The organism is Mycobacterium shunyiense, assembly GCF_058270035.1.
In genome coordinates this window covers 271,769-287,096 of the sequence record NZ_JBZDPT010000004.1, presented here as the reverse complement: position 1 = coordinate 287,096, position 15,328 = coordinate 271,769, and the positions used below count along the sequence as shown (strand labels likewise).

Annotated in this window: 14 protein-coding genes; 10 read left to right on the top strand and 4 right to left on the bottom strand. The window is 67.1% G+C overall.

Annotated elements, in window-relative coordinates; genetic code table 11:
* The first annotated feature begins 11 nt into the window (after positions 1-11).
* The gene (locus AC4ELS_RS05345) at positions 12-452 is read left to right on the top strand and encodes an SRPBCC family protein (RefSeq protein WP_499046238.1); all 441 of its coding nucleotides are present in this window, start codon (positions 12-14) and stop codon (positions 450-452) included.
* Positions 453-457: 5 nt separating this feature from the next.
* Here the strand turns inward: AC4ELS_RS05345 and AC4ELS_RS05340 are convergent, their stop codons facing one another.
* Positions 458-2,125, bottom strand: a complete 1,668-nt coding sequence (locus AC4ELS_RS05340) for an alpha-keto acid decarboxylase family protein (RefSeq protein WP_498888790.1) — start codon at positions 2,123-2,125, stop codon at positions 458-460.
* Between the two features lie 17 nt (positions 2,126-2,142).
* On the opposite strand from AC4ELS_RS05340, the gene AC4ELS_RS05335 reads away from it, so the two are divergent.
* The 5 genes from AC4ELS_RS05335 to AC4ELS_RS05315 all read left to right on the top strand — a co-directional run bounded on the left by AC4ELS_RS05335 (position 2,143) and on the right by AC4ELS_RS05315 (position 6,569).
* Positions 2,143-3,225: a CaiB/BaiF CoA transferase family protein gene (locus AC4ELS_RS05335; protein WP_499046236.1), complete on the top strand. Its 1,083-nt coding sequence runs from the start codon at positions 2,143-2,145 to the stop codon at positions 3,223-3,225.
* A 59-nt stretch (positions 3,226-3,284) separates the two neighbouring features.
* Positions 3,285-4,184 carry a universal stress protein gene (locus tag AC4ELS_RS05330; protein ID WP_448448288.1) on the top strand — a complete coding sequence of 300 codons (900 nt, stop codon included), beginning with the start codon at positions 3,285-3,287 and terminating at the stop codon, positions 4,182-4,184.
* Complete coding sequence (locus AC4ELS_RS05325; RefSeq protein ID WP_064884889.1) at positions 4,177-5,049, top strand: universal stress protein; 873 nt, start codon at positions 4,177-4,179, stop codon at positions 5,047-5,049. Before AC4ELS_RS05330 ends, AC4ELS_RS05325 begins: the two co-directional genes overlap by 8 nt.
* Before the next feature lie 65 nt (positions 5,050-5,114).
* Positions 5,115-5,558 carry an SRPBCC family protein gene (locus tag AC4ELS_RS05320; protein WP_064884944.1) on the top strand — a complete coding sequence of 148 codons (444 nt, stop codon included), beginning with the start codon at positions 5,115-5,117 and terminating at the stop codon, positions 5,556-5,558.
* A 93-nt stretch (positions 5,559-5,651) separates the two neighbouring features.
* Positions 5,652-6,569: an LLM class F420-dependent oxidoreductase gene (locus AC4ELS_RS05315; protein WP_499046232.1), complete on the top strand. Its 918-nt coding sequence runs from the start codon at positions 5,652-5,654 to the stop codon at positions 6,567-6,569.
* Here the strand turns inward: AC4ELS_RS05315 and AC4ELS_RS05310 are convergent.
* A complete protein-coding gene (locus AC4ELS_RS05310; RefSeq protein ID WP_498888795.1) occupies positions 6,566-8,080 on the bottom strand; it encodes a sensor domain-containing protein in 1,515 nt (504 codons plus the stop codon). The two genes, AC4ELS_RS05315 and AC4ELS_RS05310, sit on opposite strands and share 4 nt — an antisense overlap.
* Positions 8,077-8,409, bottom strand: coding sequence for a hypothetical protein (locus AC4ELS_RS05305; protein ID WP_498888797.1), 333 nt, complete (start codon positions 8,407-8,409; stop codon positions 8,077-8,079). Before AC4ELS_RS05305 ends, AC4ELS_RS05310 begins: the two co-directional genes overlap by 4 nt.
* Before the next feature lie 122 nt (positions 8,410-8,531).
* Between AC4ELS_RS05305 and AC4ELS_RS05300 the strand changes: the two genes are divergently transcribed.
* Positions 8,532-9,032: a WhiB family transcriptional regulator gene (locus AC4ELS_RS05300; RefSeq protein WP_499046230.1), complete on the top strand. Its 501-nt coding sequence runs from the start codon at positions 8,532-8,534 to the stop codon at positions 9,030-9,032.
* Here AC4ELS_RS05300 and AC4ELS_RS05295 read toward each other — a convergent pair.
* Positions 9,029-10,195 carry a pyridoxal phosphate-dependent aminotransferase gene (locus tag AC4ELS_RS05295; protein ID WP_499046228.1) on the bottom strand — a complete coding sequence of 389 codons (1,167 nt, stop codon included), beginning with the start codon at positions 10,193-10,195 and terminating at the stop codon, positions 9,029-9,031. The genes AC4ELS_RS05300 and AC4ELS_RS05295 overlap by 4 nt on opposite strands.
* A 55-nt stretch (positions 10,196-10,250) precedes the next feature.
* On the opposite strand from AC4ELS_RS05295, the gene AC4ELS_RS05290 reads away from it, so the two are divergent.
* The 3 genes from AC4ELS_RS05290 to AC4ELS_RS05280 all read left to right on the top strand — a co-directional run bounded on the left by AC4ELS_RS05290 (position 10,251) and on the right by AC4ELS_RS05280 (position 15,254).
* The gene (locus tag AC4ELS_RS05290; RefSeq protein WP_499046226.1) at positions 10,251-11,357 is read left to right on the top strand and encodes an alkene reductase; all 1,107 of its coding nucleotides are present in this window, start codon (positions 10,251-10,253) and stop codon (positions 11,355-11,357) included.
* Between the two features lie 522 nt (positions 11,358-11,879).
* A complete protein-coding gene (locus AC4ELS_RS05285) occupies positions 11,880-13,091 on the top strand; it encodes an acetyl-CoA C-acetyltransferase (protein WP_064884899.1) in 1,212 nt (403 codons plus the stop codon).
* A 15-nt stretch (positions 13,092-13,106) separates the two neighbouring features.
* Positions 13,107-15,254 carry a 3-hydroxyacyl-CoA dehydrogenase NAD-binding domain-containing protein gene (locus AC4ELS_RS05280; protein WP_499046223.1) on the top strand — a complete coding sequence of 716 codons (2,148 nt, stop codon included), beginning with the start codon at positions 13,107-13,109 and terminating at the stop codon, positions 15,252-15,254.
* Positions 15,255-15,328 lie beyond the last annotated feature (74 nt).

The following is a 15,328-nucleotide window of genomic DNA, read 5'->3' as shown; positions in this document are numbered from 1 at the left end:
AATCTCGCCGCATGGCAACCAGCGATTCCCGTGAAGTAATGATCGAGGCGACGCCCCAGGAGATCCTCGACGTCGTTGCCGATGTCGAGGCGACGCCGAGCTGGTCGCCGCAATATCAGCGTGCCGAGATCCTCGAGTCCTACGACGATGGTCGGCCCAAGCAGGTGAAGATGACGGTCAAAGCCGCCGGGCTGACCGACGAGCAGGTCATCGAATACACCTGGAGCGAGAACAAAGTCAGCTGGACGCTGGTGCGCGCAGGCCAGCTCAAGGCCCAGGACGCCAGCTACACCCTGACTCCCGATGGTGACAAGACCAAGGTGCGGTTCGACATCTCCATCGACCTGTCGGTGCCGCTGCCGGGCTTCATCCTCAAGCGGACCATGAAGGGCGGCGTGGAGACCGCCACCGAGGGCCTGCGCAAACAAGTACTCAAGGTCAAGAAGGGCTAGCAGGACTAACTCGAGTTGGCGTCCGAGGCGGACTGCGCCAATTCGGTCAACAGTGGTGGGATGTCCATCCGGCCCAGCATCACCTCGAGAAACACCATCCGGTCCGGGGTGGCCGCCGCGGCGGTCAACGCATCGTCGAGTTCGCCGTAGGTGCTGACCCGGAAGGTGAGCGCATCGGGGACGCCGAGCGCGGCGGGCAGCTCCGTCCAGCGCCAACCGGTGATGTCGTTGTATTCGGCTGTGACACCGTGGATTGCGCGTTCCACGGTGTAGCCGTCGTTGTTGACCACCACGACGACCGGGGTCAGGCCCTCACGGCCGAAGGCGCCCAACTCCTGGATGGTCAGCTGGGCGGCGCCGTCACCGATGAGCAGCACGGTGCGGCGGTCCCGGTCGGCCACCCCGGCCCCGAGCGCGGCGGGCAGGGTGTAGCCGATCGAGCCCCACAGTGGTTGGCCGATGAACGTCACACCCGACGCCAACCGGTGTCCGGCCATGCCGTAGAACGAGGTGCCCTGATCGGCGAGCACCACATTGCCGGGCGTGAGAGCCTCAGAAAGGCGGTCCCACAAGGCTTCCTGTGTCAACGCGGCATCGCGCCCGGGTGGGTCGGTGTGCGTTCGGACGGGGAGCGGGGGCAGCGCGGGTGAGGTGATGCCGCGCTCGGTGAGGATCGCCGTGACGGCCTCGAGCGCGGCCGACATGTCGAGCGGGGCGTAGACCTGCCCGGCCACCACGCTCTGGTTGGCGCCGATGTCGATGGTGCGGGCCGGGTCGATGCGTTGGCTGAAGAAGCCGCTGACCATGTCGGTGAACAACACGCCCGCGGTCACCAGCACCGGAGCGTCTTCGATCGCCTCGCGCACCGAATCTTCGCTGGCCGCACCGGCATAGATGCCGAGATAATTGGGTGAGCTCTCGTCGACCAGACTCTTGCCCCACATCAGGGTGGCGTGACCGACCGTATCGGCCGACAGCAGCGCGCTGAGTTCGTCGACGCAGTCCAGGCGGTGCACCAGGAAATCGGCGAGCACGGTCAGCGGATGATCGCCGATCAACTCCGCGGCCGTGGCGGTGAACATCGACAGGGCCCGCGGACTGGTGCCGCCGGTGTAGCGGGGCAACGGTGCGACGGGAGGTTCGGTGGGGAACCGGGCCACATCCGTCGCGATCAACAGGTAGCCGGGCCGCTTCTGCTCGCGTACCTCCGATAGCACCCGGTCGATCTCGCGCGTCGCGGTCGCCGGTACCAGATTGGCCTGGGCGCAGGTGATCTCGCGACTGATCCGTAGGAAGTGATCGAAGTCCCCGTCGCCCAGGGTGTGGTGCACGATCCGACGCGCCGCCTGGGAATCCTTGGACGGCGCACCGACGATGTGCACCACCGGCACATGTTCGGCATAACTGCCCGCGATCGCATTCGCCGCCGACAGCTCACCGACCCCGAATGTGGTGACCAGCGCGGCCATGCCGCGCAGCCTGCCGTAGCCGTCGGCGGCATAGCCGGCGTTGAGCTCGTTGGCGCCACCCACCCAGCGGAGCGTCGGGTGGGCGAGGATGTGGTCGAGGAACTCCAGCTGGTAATCGCCGGGAACGCCGAAAACCTCGGTCACACCGAGTTCGGCGAGCCGGTCGAGCAGGTAGTCGCCGACGGTGTAGCCGTTTTCGCTCATGCCTTAGTGTGCCTCGCATGACCAACACGGGACCGCTCGCCGGAGTGCGAGTTATCGAACTCGGGGGCATCGGCCCCGGGCCGCACGCCGCGATGATGCTCGCCGACCTGGGTGCCGACGTGGTGCGGGTGCGCCGTCCCGGTGGCCTGACCATGCCTGCCGAGAACGTCGACCTGATGCACCGCGGCAAGCGCATCGTGGACCTTGACGTCAAGGCCGAGCCCGGCAAGCTGTTGGATCTGGTCGCCAAAGCCGATGTGCTGCTGGACTGTTTCCGTCCGGGCACCTGTGAACGTCTCGGCATCGGTCCGGCCGAGTGCGAGGCCGTCAATCCGCGGCTGATCTTCGCCCGGATCACCGGCTGGGGTCAGGAGGGGCCGCTGGCCACCACGGCGGGCCACGACATCAACTACCTGTCGCAGACCGGTGCGCTGAGCGCGATCGGCTACCGCGACCGCCCGCCGGTGGCCCCGCTCAACCTGGTCGCCGATTTCGGTGGCGGCTCGATGCTGGTGCTGATCGGCATCGTCACCGCGCTGTATGAGCGGGAGAAGTCCGGCAAAGGGCAGGTCATCGACGCCGCGATGGTCGATGGCGTCAGCATGCTGGCGCAGATGATGTGGACCATGCGGGCCACCGGCTCGCTGCGCGACGAACGCGAGTCGTTCCTGCTCGACGGCGGCGCCCCGTACTACCGCACCTACGAGACGTCCGATGGTGGCTACATGGCCGTCGGTTCGATCGAGCCGCAGTTCTTCGCTCAGCTGGTGGCCGGTCTCGGTCTGGACTCCGCCGAGATCCCCGGACAGTTCGAACTGGCCCGGTACGACGAGATGCGGGCCATCTTCACCGAGCGGTTCGCCACCAAGACCCGCGACGAGTGGACCAAGATCTTCGCCGGTACCGATGCGTGCGTGACACCCGTGCTCACCTGGGGTGAGGCTGCCGAGGGCGAGCACCTGCAGGCGCGGTCGACACTGGTCACCGTGGACGGTGTCGCTCAGGCGGCCCCCGCCCCGCGGTTCTCCCGGACTCCTCCCGCAACGCCCGGCCGTCCGCCGCAGTCGAGCACCGACATCGCCGACATCGGCTGGACCTGACCGACACCTGAGGTCTTTGTGCCCTGGCGATCGGGCTCAGAAGCGGCCACGATGAGGGTGTGACTTCCTCGGACGCACCAGTAGTAGTCGGAATCAACGGCAGCGACGGCGCACTCGACGCGGCCCGCTGGGCCGGCGCCGTCGCCGCCCGGTTCGGCGCGCCCCTGCGCATCGTGCACGCCCTACCGTCCATCGGCCGCAATCTGACCCAGACCGCGGCCGCCCTGACCGCGGCGATGATGTCGTATCAGCGCGACATGGCCGAGGCGTTCCTCAAGGCTGCGGACGAGGCCGTACGCGCCGATCACCCCGACCTGTCGGTGTCGACGGTCTCGTTCAACGAACCCGCCGATCAGGTACTGATCGAGGCCAGCCGGGAGGCACGCCTGGTGGTCCTCGGCGGTAAGACGGTGACCCCAGCGGCAGCCCTGTTGATCGGGTCGACGGCGCTGTCCGTGGCGACCCGGGCCGCATGTCCGGTGGTCGCCTTCCGCGGCGACCGGGTCGCCCCGGGGGACGGCCCGGTCGTCGTCGGGGTCGACGACAGTCCCGCGGCCCAGGCTGCACTGGAAACAGCGTTCGAGTTCGCGGAGCGGTTCGGACTGCCGCTCACGGCCGTGCGGTCGTTGTCGCTGACCGCTCCGGCCGAGACCGGTGTCACCATCCCACTGCTGATCGACTGGGATGGCGTGGAGTCCGCCGAACTGGCGGCCCTGACCGAGACCGTCGACGCCCACGACAAACGCCACCCCGCCGTCACCGCCAAGTGCTTCATCGAGCCGGACTCACCCGGCAAGGCACTGCTGAAGCATGTCGACGATTCCGGGCTCGTGGTGGTCGGGTCACGTGGCCGCAACGCGCTGGCCGGTGTGCTGCTGGGCTCGACGAGCCTGAACCTGCTGCACCACAGCCCGGTACCAGTGATGATCTGTCGGGCACAAGGAGATTCGCATGAGTGAGCACGAGCGGTACGGCATCGTCGTCGGGGTTGACGGGTCGCCGGCATCGGACCACGCAGTGGCCTGGGCTGCCCAGGATGCGGCGTTGCGGGGAGTAGAGCTCACGCTCGTGCACGCACTGCCGGGTGCCATGTCGCCGATCTGGTTGGATGTGGCTCTGCCCCAGGACTATTGGGACTACCAGGATCAGTTGGGGCAAGAGGTCCTCGATGGTGCCCAACGGATCGCCGTGGAGGCTGCGGGGGCGCATCCGCTTCGCGTCGTCACCAAAGCTGTTCCGGGGCATGCGGTTGCGACACTGATCGAATACTCGCGGCGGGCCGATCTGGTGGTCGTGGGTTCTCGTGGCCTGAGTAAATGGGGACGCCGGTTGCTCGGATCGGTGAGCTCGAGTCTGGCGCTCCATGCCCACGGTCCGATGGCGGTGATCCCCCACAGCGAACGCCCGCCGACGGCGCCCGTGGTGGTCGGGGTCGACGGGTCACCCGCATCGGAGCTCGCTACCGAGATCGCCTTCGACGAGGCGTCGCGCCGCGGTGTGGAGCTCGTGGTTCTGCACACCTGGACCGACCTGAACTTCGAGTTTCCCGCCATCAGGTGGGAAGACCTGAGCGCCGAAGCTGAGCGCATCTTGGCGGAGCAGCTGGCCGGCTGGTGCGAGCGGTATCCCGATGTGGCCGTCCGCCGGGTCGTCATGCCTGACGAGCCGGGCCGCCAGCTCTTGGCTCAGGCCGAGACCGCGCAACTCGTGGTGGTCGGTAACCGTGGCCGGGGCGGGTTCGCCGGGATGCTGCTCGGCTCGGTCAGTTCCGCGGTGGTGCATTCATCCACGGCGCCGGTGATCGTTGCGCGGCAAGCCAACTGATTGTCGGCAGTATTCAATGCGGAGAACCGCAGCATTAGGCGGCACACTTCGCTAGATTTGTGGACGTGGCCGTACAGGCATCACGCGAGGCCGTCTTCGATGCCTCGCCGGAGGCGATCATGGAGGTGCTCGCCGATGTCGACGCGCTGCCGTCCTGGTCTGCGCTGCACCGTCGCGTGAAGGTGCTCGACCGCTATCCCGACGGCAGGCCCCACCACGTCAAGGCGACGATGCGGTTGCTGGGCATCACAGACAAAGAGCTGCTTGAGTTTCACTGGGGCGACCACTGGATGGTGTGGGATGCCCAGCCGAACCTGCAACAACGCGGTCAGCACGTCGAATACAACCTGACGCCTGAGGTGGACAGGACGCGGGTGCGGTTCGACGTCATCGTCGACCTCGCGATGCCGATCCCGGAGTTCCTCATCAAGCGCGCACGCACGCTCGTCCTCGATGTCGCCATCGAGCGGTTGCAGCGGCGTGTCATGAATAATTCACGGCGCCGGTAATTTTCGCGCCAGCTGAACTCGGAACTTTCCAGAGTCAGGCGCATCGTGATCACAACGGAATAGCGCCGACCGTCGTGGCGGTTGGTGCCTGGTATGCCGACCGGAGTCGTCCTCACCCTCAACCCGTCCGCCCCCAATGTCGTCGATGCCGCGATCACACAGGCCCGTACCGCGTACGCCGCCGGGGTCCGCCAGATCTGGGTGGCCCAGCAGTTCGACATCGACGCCATCACCCTGGCCGCGTTGATCGGGTCCGCGGTGCCCGGTCTCGGCGTCGGCACCTCGGTGGTGCCGCTCAATCCCCGTCACCCACTGGTGGTGGCGTCAGCCGCGCAGACCGCGCAGGCCGGCACGCACGGGAACTTCACGCTGGGTCTCGGCCTGGGCTCGCATGCGCCCGAGCACCGGGCATTCGGCACGGTGTGGCCGGATCCGGTCGGCCGGTTGCGGGAGCACCTCCAGGTGCTACACGCGATCCTGCACGACGGAGCGGTCGACTTCCACGGCACGGAGTTCACCGCCAGCCCCGAGTGGCCCGTGCATGTGCCCGGTGGTGCCCCGGTCCCGGTGTACGTCGCCGCGATGGGGCCGAAAGCTCTGCGAGTGACCGGTGAGCTGGCTGACGGGACACTGCCGTACCTCGCCGGGCCGCGCACGGTGGGGGACTTCATCGTGCCGACGATCTCGGCCGCTGCTGCCGCGGTCGGCCGTCCGCAACCGCGTGTGGTGGCGATGGTTCCGGTACTGGTCAGCGATGATGCCGACAGTGCCCGCGCTGCCGCTGCGGAACGGCTAGCATTCTATGAGGCCATCCCTTCGTATCAGAAAGTGATTGCCCGAGAACAGGTTTCCAGCGTTTCTGAACTCGCCGCGGTCGGGACGACCGAACAGGTGCGCGCGCAGTTGCAGCGCTACCTCGACGCCGGGGCCACCGACGTGGCGCTCAGCCCGATCCGGACCGAGCCGGAAGATCTCGCCGCGATCTGGGCGGTGGCTGCCACCCTGCCCTAGTTGGTGGGAATCCGTTCGCGTATGTCGTAGGCGATGGCCACGGCGCGTGCTGGATCTCCGGTGCCACACACATCGACGGCAACGACGATGTTGGACTTGGCAGCCAGGGCTTGGGTGCAGTCCGGGTTCGCGGTCGACGACGCCGAATCAGGCATGGACAGAATGCGTTCCTGTACTCCGAGAGTTCCGAGAGTCCGGGGCTGCGCCTCGCCGTAGCGGTTCAACGCGGCGGTCATGCCTGCGCAAGCGTTCCAGCGGTCCAGGGCGCCGGCCATGAACTCCTCTGCCTGGGCAGGGTTGTCGAACATCATGGCGCGTTCACGTACCCACGGGCCGTCGCCGGTGAAGGCACGTTCGCGCACAATCGGTGTTTTCGCCAGAAAGTCTTCAGGCACACACTCGTCGGGTGTGGCCGTGTTGTCACGGTCGGGCGTGATCGTGTCGGGGCCGGTGACGCTCAGGCGACCCGCGCCCGACAGTGTCTGGGTGGTCTCCGCGCTCAGCAGGATGGGTTCGAGGTCGGAGGGCTGGAAGACCCGCACCACCTCCGGGCACTGCCAGTACGGGTCGACGGTTCCGCCTTTTGCCACCTGTGTGGAGTTCACGACACCCGTGATGCGGTGTGACGCATCGGGTGTCACCGTGATGACGTAGCCATTCTCGCGCGACCACCGGGCGGGCACCAGCACATAACGTCCGCCGTGCGCTTCCAGGACACGCAGGCACTGGTAGCGATAGACCGGGGCCGCGGGCGGGCCCTCCGCGGGCAGAGTCGATTTCTTGACGAGCGAGCCCGGAATGCCCAGTACCTCGGTGGTGTCCAGCTGCACTGCGGTGTATTCACCGTCGGCGGCCCACAGCACGCCTGCGGCGAAGGCTCCGTCGCGCTTGCCCTGATCGGATGCGTAGATCTTCGTGACCCAGAACAGGGCCGCGACCGTGGTGATCACTGCGAGCACGAGCATCGTCCGCTCGGCGATCTTCGGCAGCCGCCCCAGGCTGCCGACGCCGCCGGTGAGGGCCAGCACCGAATAACCGGCGACGAGCAGCGCGATGCCCGCCACGATCAGTCCCGCCATATAGATCGGGGGAGCGCCTTTGATGACCCAGTTGATCATGCTGTACTCCGACGTCAGCCAGACGACGGCAACGATCAACCCCGCCGCACCTGCGGCCGCTGACAGCCATGCGATGGTGCGGAGTAACGGAATTCGACGTTCTGAAGCTGCCCAACGCCGAACACCCACGGTCAGAGCCACCAGCACGGCCATCACGACGAGCACGCGAAAGGCGGCGAAGAAGAACACCCTGATGGTGGTGACGGCGTAGTCGGCCGACGTGTATCCCAGGGTCGACGGGTCGACGCCGAAGTAGTGCAGTCGGTCGTGGATGAACAGCAGACCGTAGAAGTAGCACAGCCCGGTGATCAGCGATGTCGGTGCCACGATCAGGGCGGCCAGGCTCAGCCACCGTTCGGCGGACTGGGTGAGCGACCTTGTCTCGTCGCTCACGATGGCGGTGTCGCCGGCGATGTGGTGGTGGTGATGGTCGTCGTCGGAAGCGTCGTGGTGGTCGTGGTGGTGGGGGCAAGCGTCGTGGTCGTTGGCGGGGTCGTCGTCGGGTGCGTGAACCCCACGCCCGAGGTCGTCGTCGGGTCCGAGTACGCGGTCGTCGTTGTCGTGATGGTCGTCGTAGGCAGCGGGACCGTCCCGGTCGTCGGGGTGTGCGTCGTCGTCGGGTCTGTGTGGTCCTGTTGTCCGCCACAGGCCACCGCCAGCACTGCCGATAACCCAAGCGCCGCGATCCCCATCGCGCGCCCCACCGTCGATCCGACGTTCATCAGGCCTCCCACCAGTGTCTTTACGATGGTGGCAAATTTGGGAACGTTGCGCGCGAGTATCGGACTACTCGATTCGCGGACGTCCCCGTTGAAGATGGGCGTACCACTCGATCGTCCACGGCGTGCCGGAATGGCGCAGCAAAGTGTCGCGATCTGCGGTCGATTCTTTACAGGATGACAACCGGCCGCCTTCGGGCGGGCTGGCAGCATGGCAGGCCACACGCCACTTCGTCCAAAGGGGTGAACGCCTTGTCCCGCACGCTGTTCGACAGGCAGCCGCCGCTGGAATTCGTTGCGCGACAGGCGATCCGAGATACCCCTGTCAGCCGTCCGGCGATGCCGTTCTACCGCTCACCCCGCAACCTGCCGCCACCCGCATTCGATGCGTGGAGCTGGCAGTTGCACGGCCTCTGCCGGGACCATCCGGCGGAGGTGTTCTTCCCGGAGGAGCTTCGGGGCCGTCCGCTGCGCAGGCGCGAGGACGCGGCCAAAGCTCGATCTGCCGGGCCTGTCCGGTGCTGGACCGGTGTCGCTCGCATGCCCTCTCCGCTCCAGAGCCGTACGGCATCTGGGGAGCGATGACAGCCCGGGAGCGCGCCATCAAGCTGAGCGACGAACGCTAGACCCGCAACGCCTCGAGTCGGCGGATCGCCTCTTCCATGGTCTCGTCGCGCTTGCAGAAAGCAAAGCGCACCAAGTGATTCCACAGATCGGCGTGCGGAGCCTCGGCGTCGCAGAAGGCTGACATCGGGATGGCTGCCACCCCGGTCTTGTGTGGCAGTTCGGCGCAGAACTGCGCGCTGTCCGCATAGCCCAGTGGCCGTGGGTCCGCGCACAGGAAGTAGGTGCCGTGACTGTCGTGCACCTCGAACCCGATGTCGGCCAGTGCGTTGCCCAGTCGATCCCGCTTGGCCTGGAACGACTCCCGCAGGCCGGCCACCCACGCGTCCTCGTGATTGAGCGCGTGGGCCACCGCGGGCTGGAACGGCCCGCCGCCCACATAGCTCAGGTACTGCTTGGCGGCACGCACCCCGGCGATCAATTCGGCCGGCCCGCAGGCCCAGCCGATCTTCCAGCCGGTCACGTTGAACATCTTGGCCGCGCTGGAAATGGTCACGGTGCGCGCGGCCATACCGGGGTAGGCGGCCAGGGGAAGGTGCGCGACGCCGAACACCAACTGCTCGTAGACCTCGTCGGTGATCACCAGCAGGTCATGTTCGATGGCCAGCGCAGCGATGGCGCGCAGCTCGGCGTCGGAGGCCACGGCGCCGGTCGGATTGTGCGGCGAGTTGAGGATCAGTGCCCGGGTGTTGGGCGTGATGGCGCGGCGCAGGCCCTCGGTGTCGATCGCGAACCCGGCACCATCGGCCGTCAGCGGCACGGCCTTCCGTACACATCCGGCCATGGCGATCACGGGGGAGTAGGAGTCGTAGAACGGCTCGATCACCAACACTTCGGAGCCCGGTTCGACCAGGCCGAGGACGGATGCGGCGATGGCCTCGGTGGCACCGACGGTCACCAGCACCTCGGTGTCGGGGTCGTAGTCGATCCCGTAGTGCCGTTTTCGCTGTGCCGCGATGGCCTGGCGCAACTCGGGGATGCCGAGGCCGGGCGGGTACTGGTTGTGGCCTTCGGCGATGGCGTTCTGCGCCACTTTGAGCATCTCGGCCGGGCCGTCCTCGTCCGGGAAACCCTGGCCCAGATTGACCGCGCCCAGTCGGCCGGCCAGTGCAGACATCTCCGCGAAGATGGTGACGGCGAAGGGCTGCAGCCGTGTGACAGTCATGTTGCATGAGGCTAATGCGGGAATGATTGCCGCGCCCACGGCGCTTTAGACCGGCGTGAGCTACAAACTGAACGCCGACGCCGCACTGCTTCAGCCGATCCAGGTCGGCGACACCGTCGCCACCAACCGTCTGTTCATGGCACCGCTGACGCGTTCGCGCGCCGATGCCGACGGCACCCCGTCGCCGCTGGCCGCGCAGTACTACACGCAGCGTGCCGGAGCAGGCGTGATCATCAGCGAGGCCACCGCCATCGCCGAGACCGCCAACGGCGCCTACATGAACACCCCGGGCATCTACACCGACCGCCACCAGCACGGCTGGGCCGAGATCGCCGATTCGGTGCACGCCGCCGGCGGCAAGATGTTCGTCCAGTTGTGGCACGTCGGCCGGATGGCTCACCCCGACATCAGCGGGTTCGAACCCGTCGCGCCCTCGGCGATCGCCGCCGACATGGTCACCCACACCCCCACCGGCAAGAAGCCGCTGCAGACCCCGCGCGCCCTCGAAACCGCTGAGATCCCCGCGATCGTCGAGCAGTTCCGGGCCGCCGCACGCCGGGCGATCGACGCCGGCATGGACGGTGTGGAGATCCACGGCGCCAACGGCTATCTGCTGCACGAGTTCGCCTCCGATGTGGTCAACCAGCGCACCGATGCCTATGGCGGTTCCCCCGAGAACCGGGCCCGGCTGACCGCCGAGGTGGTCGAGGCTGTCGTCGACGAGATCGGCGCGGGCCGGGTCGGGCTGCGGATCTCGCCCGGGAACACCGCCGGCGACATGCACGAGAACGACCCCGTCAGCACCTACGAGGCACTGCTGGAGCGGATCGCGCCGCTGGGCTTGGCCTACCTGCACGTGCTCATCGATCCGGGCACCCGCACCTTCGGCGCCATCCGAGCCCTGTGGTCCGGGACATTCGTCCTCAATACCGGCCGTGCCACCGGCACGGACTTCGCTGCGCTGGAGGGCTATGCGGAGTGGGGCGCGATCAGCGCGGCCGCGGTGGGTCGGGCATTCCTCGCCAACCCGGACCTGATCGACCGGCTGATCCTCGGCGCCGAGCTCAACGAACCCGACGTGTCGACCTTCTACGCCCCCGGTCCGATCGGTTACACCGACTACCCGTCGCTGATGGCGATCGAGGAGCCCCGCTCCGCCTGAGGTGTGCGCTTTGAGCTGTGCGTCTTGAGGTGTGCGTCCTGAGGTGTGCGTCGTTTTCTACGCCTGGGTCGCTGCGTCGCGTGGTGTGCAGCCCTGGTGTCGAAAACGGCGCGGGGAGGCGCGGGGTGCGGCCTCGTGTGGCGGCGCTTCACGCCCGTTTTCTACGTCAGGGTCGTTGCGCCGCGTAGTGCACAACCCTCAGGTCGAAAACCGCGTCGAGGCCGCTCGTCTGATCGAGATCGAGGAGCCGCGCTCCGCCTGAGGTGTGCGTCGTTTTCTACGTCAGGGTCGTTGCGGCGCGGGATGCACAGCCCTGGTGTGGAAATCCGCGACGAGTCCGCGGACAGACCGCGAGGAGTCCGCGACGAGTCGGGTCGACGACCGGTCAAAGAGATGCTGAGCACAGGCCCAACCAACGGGTTGGGCGAGGCTGCTACGCTGCCGTTCAGAGGACTGCACCCGTAATGGGGCGGTTCCACAACCCAACCTGAACCTGGACGCCGATACGGCAGGGGAGCAGACATGTCCGAAGAAGCCTTCATCTACGAGGCGATCCGTACGCCCCGTGGCAAGCAGCGCGGCGGCGCACTCAACGAGATCAAGCCGGTCAACCTGGTTGTCGGCCTGATCCAGGAGATCCGCGCGCGGTACCCCGACCTGGACGAGACGCTGATCAGCGACGTCATCCTGGGCGTGGTGTCCCCGGTCGGCGATCAGGGTGGCGACATCGCCCGCACCGCCGGTCTGGTGGCCAAGCTGCCCGAGACCACCGGTGGTTTCCAGCTCAACCGCTTCTGCGCGTCGGGCCTTGAGGCCGTCAACCTGGCCGCACAGAAGGTCCGTTCCGGGTGGGACGACCTGGTGCTGGCCGGTGGTGTCGAGTCGATGAGCCGCGTGCCGATGGGCTCCGACGGCGGCGCCTGGGCGTCTGACCCGGAGACCAACTACCGCATCGGCTTCGTCCCGCAGGGCATCGGTGCCGACCTGATCGCCACCATCGAGGGCTTCTCCCGCGAGGATGTCGACGCTTACGCAGCCCGCTCGCAGGAGCGCGCCGCGGCGGCGTGGTCCGGCGGCTACTTCGCCAAGTCGGTCGTGCCGGTCAAGGATCAGAACGGCCTCGTCGTCCTCGACAACGACGAGCACATGCGTCCCGGTTCGACCGTGGAGAGCCTGGGCAAGCTGAAGACCGCGTTCGACGGCATCGGCGCGATGGGCGGCTTCGACGACGTGGCGCTGCAGAAGTACCACTACGTCGAGAAGATCAACCACGTCCACACCGGTGGCAACAGCTCGGGCATCGTCGACGGTGCCGGCCTGCTGCTCATCGGTAGCGAGAAGGCCGGCCAGAGCCAGGGCCTGACCCCGCGCGCCCGCATCGTGGCAACCGCCACCAGCGGCGCCGACCCGGTCATCATGCTCACCGGCCCCACCCCGGCCACCAAGAAGGTGCTGGACCGCGCCGGCCTGACCGTCGATGACATCGATCTGTTCGAGCTCAACGAGGCCTTCGCCTCCGTGGTGCTGAAGTTCCAGAAGGACCTCAACATCCCCGACGAGAAGCTCAACGTCAACGGTGGCGCCATCGCGATGGGCCACCCGCTGGGCGCCACCGGCGCCATGATCACCGGAACCATGGTCGACGAGCTCGAGCGTCGTGGCGCTCGGCGTGCCCTGATCACGCTGTGTATCGGCGGCGGCATGGGCGTGGCCACCATCATCGAGCGCGTCTGAGAGGGCTGAACAACAATGGCTGAGAACACCATTCAGTGGGACAAGGATGTCGACGGCATCGTCACCCTGACGTTGGACGACCCGACCGGTTCGGCCAACGTGATGAACGAGCACTACAAGGAATCCATGCACAATGCTGTGGAAAAGCTTGTAGCTGAGCAGGATTCGATCACCGGTGTGGTCATCACCAGCGCGAAGAAGACCTTCTTCGCCGGCGGCGACCTCAAGGGCATGATGAACATCGGCCCGGACGACGCCGCCGAGGCGTTCGAGATGGTCGAGACCATCAAGGCCGACCTGCGCAAGCTGGAGACCCTGCCGAAGCCCGTCGTGGCCGCCATCAACGGCGCCGCGCTCGGCGGTGGCCTGGAGATCGCGCTGGCCACCAACCACCGCATCGCCGCGGACGTCAAGGGCAGCCAGATCGGCCTGCCCGAGGTCACGCTGGGCCTGCTGCCCGGCGGTGGCGGCGTCGCCCGCACCGTGCGCATGTTCGGCATCCAGAAGGCCTTCATGGAGGTCCTGAGCCAGGGCACCCGCTTCAGCCCGTCGAAGGCCAAGGACACCGGCCTGGTCGACGAGTTGGTCGGCAGTGTCGAGGAGCTGGTTCCCGCCGCCAAGGCGTGGATCAAGGCCAACCCCGAGGCCCACACCCAGCCGTGGGACGTCAAGGGCTACAAGATGCCCGGTGGCACCCCGTCGAGCCCGGGCCTGGCCGGCATCCTGCCGTCCTTCCCGGCACTGCTGAAGAAGCAGCTCAAGGGTGCCCCGATGCCCGCGCCGCGGGCCATCCTGGACGCCGCTGTCGAGGGTGCGCAGGTCGACTTCGACACCGCGAGCCGCATCGAGAGCCGCTACTTCGTCTCCCTGGTCACCGGCCAGACCGCCAAGAACATGATTCAGGCGTTCTTCCTGGACCTGCAGGCCATCAACGGCGGCGCATCGCGTCCCGAGGGCATCGCCAAGCAGGAGATCAAGAAGATCGGTGTGCTGGGCGCGGGCATGATGGGCGCCGGTATCGCCTACGTGTCGGCCAAGGCCGGCTACGACGTCGTCCTCAAGGACGTCACCATCGAGGCCGCCCAGAAGGGCAAGGCGTACTCGGAGGGCATCGAGGCCAAGGCGCTCAAGCGTGGCAAGACCACCGAGGAGAAGTCCGCGGCCCTGCTCGCCAAGATCACCCCCACCGCCGATCCGCAGGATCTCAAGGGCGTCGACTTCGTGATCGAGGCCGTGTTCGAGAACCAGGAACTCAAGCACAAGGTGTTCCAGGAGATCGAGGACATCGTCGAGCCCAACGCGCTGCTCGGCTCGAACACCTCCACGCTGCCGATCACCGGTCTGGCGACCGGCGTGAAGCGCCAGGAGGACTTCATCGGGATCCACTTCTTCTCGCCGGTCGACAAGATGCCGCTGGTGGAGATCATCAAGGGCGAGAAGACCTCTGACGAGGCGCTGGCCCGGGTGTTCGACTACACCCTGGCGATCCGCAAGACCCCGATCGTCGTCAACGACAGCCGCGGCTTCTTCACGAGCCGTGTGATCGGCACCTTCGTCAACGAGGCGCTGGCGATGCTGGGCGAGGGCGTCGAGCCCGCGTCGATCGAGCAGGCGGGTTCGCAGGCCGGTTACCCGGCGGCGCCGCTGCAGCTGAGCGATGAGCTGAACCTGGAGCTCATGCACAAGATCGCTGTTGCCACCAAGGAAGGCATCGAAGCCGCAGGCGGCACCTACGAGAAGCAGATGAACGAGGTCGTCGTCGAGAAGATGATCGAACTCGGTCGCCCGTCGCGCCTGAAGGGCGCGGGCTTCTACGAGTACGTCGACGGCAAGCGCGTCGGCCTGTGGCCGGGGCTGAAGGAGACCTTCAACTCGGGTTCGGTGGAGCTGCCGCTGCAGGACATGATCGACCGCATGCTGTTCGCCGAGGCGCTGGAGACCCAGAAGTGCATCGACGAGGGCGTGCTCACCTCGACCGCTGACGCGAACATCGGCTCGATCATGGGTATCGGCTTCCCGCCGTACACCGGTGGTTCGGCGCAGTTCATCGTCGGCTACCAGGGTGCCGGTGGAGTCGGCAAGGCGGCGTTCGTCGCCCGCGCCAAGGAACTGGCCGCCAAGTACGGTGACCGCTTCCTGCCCCCGGCCTCGCTGGAGAGCTAAGCACCAAACGTCAAGAGCCCCCGACGCAAGTCGGGGGCTTTTGCGTCTGGTCGTCGGCCCACGGTGCGGCAGTA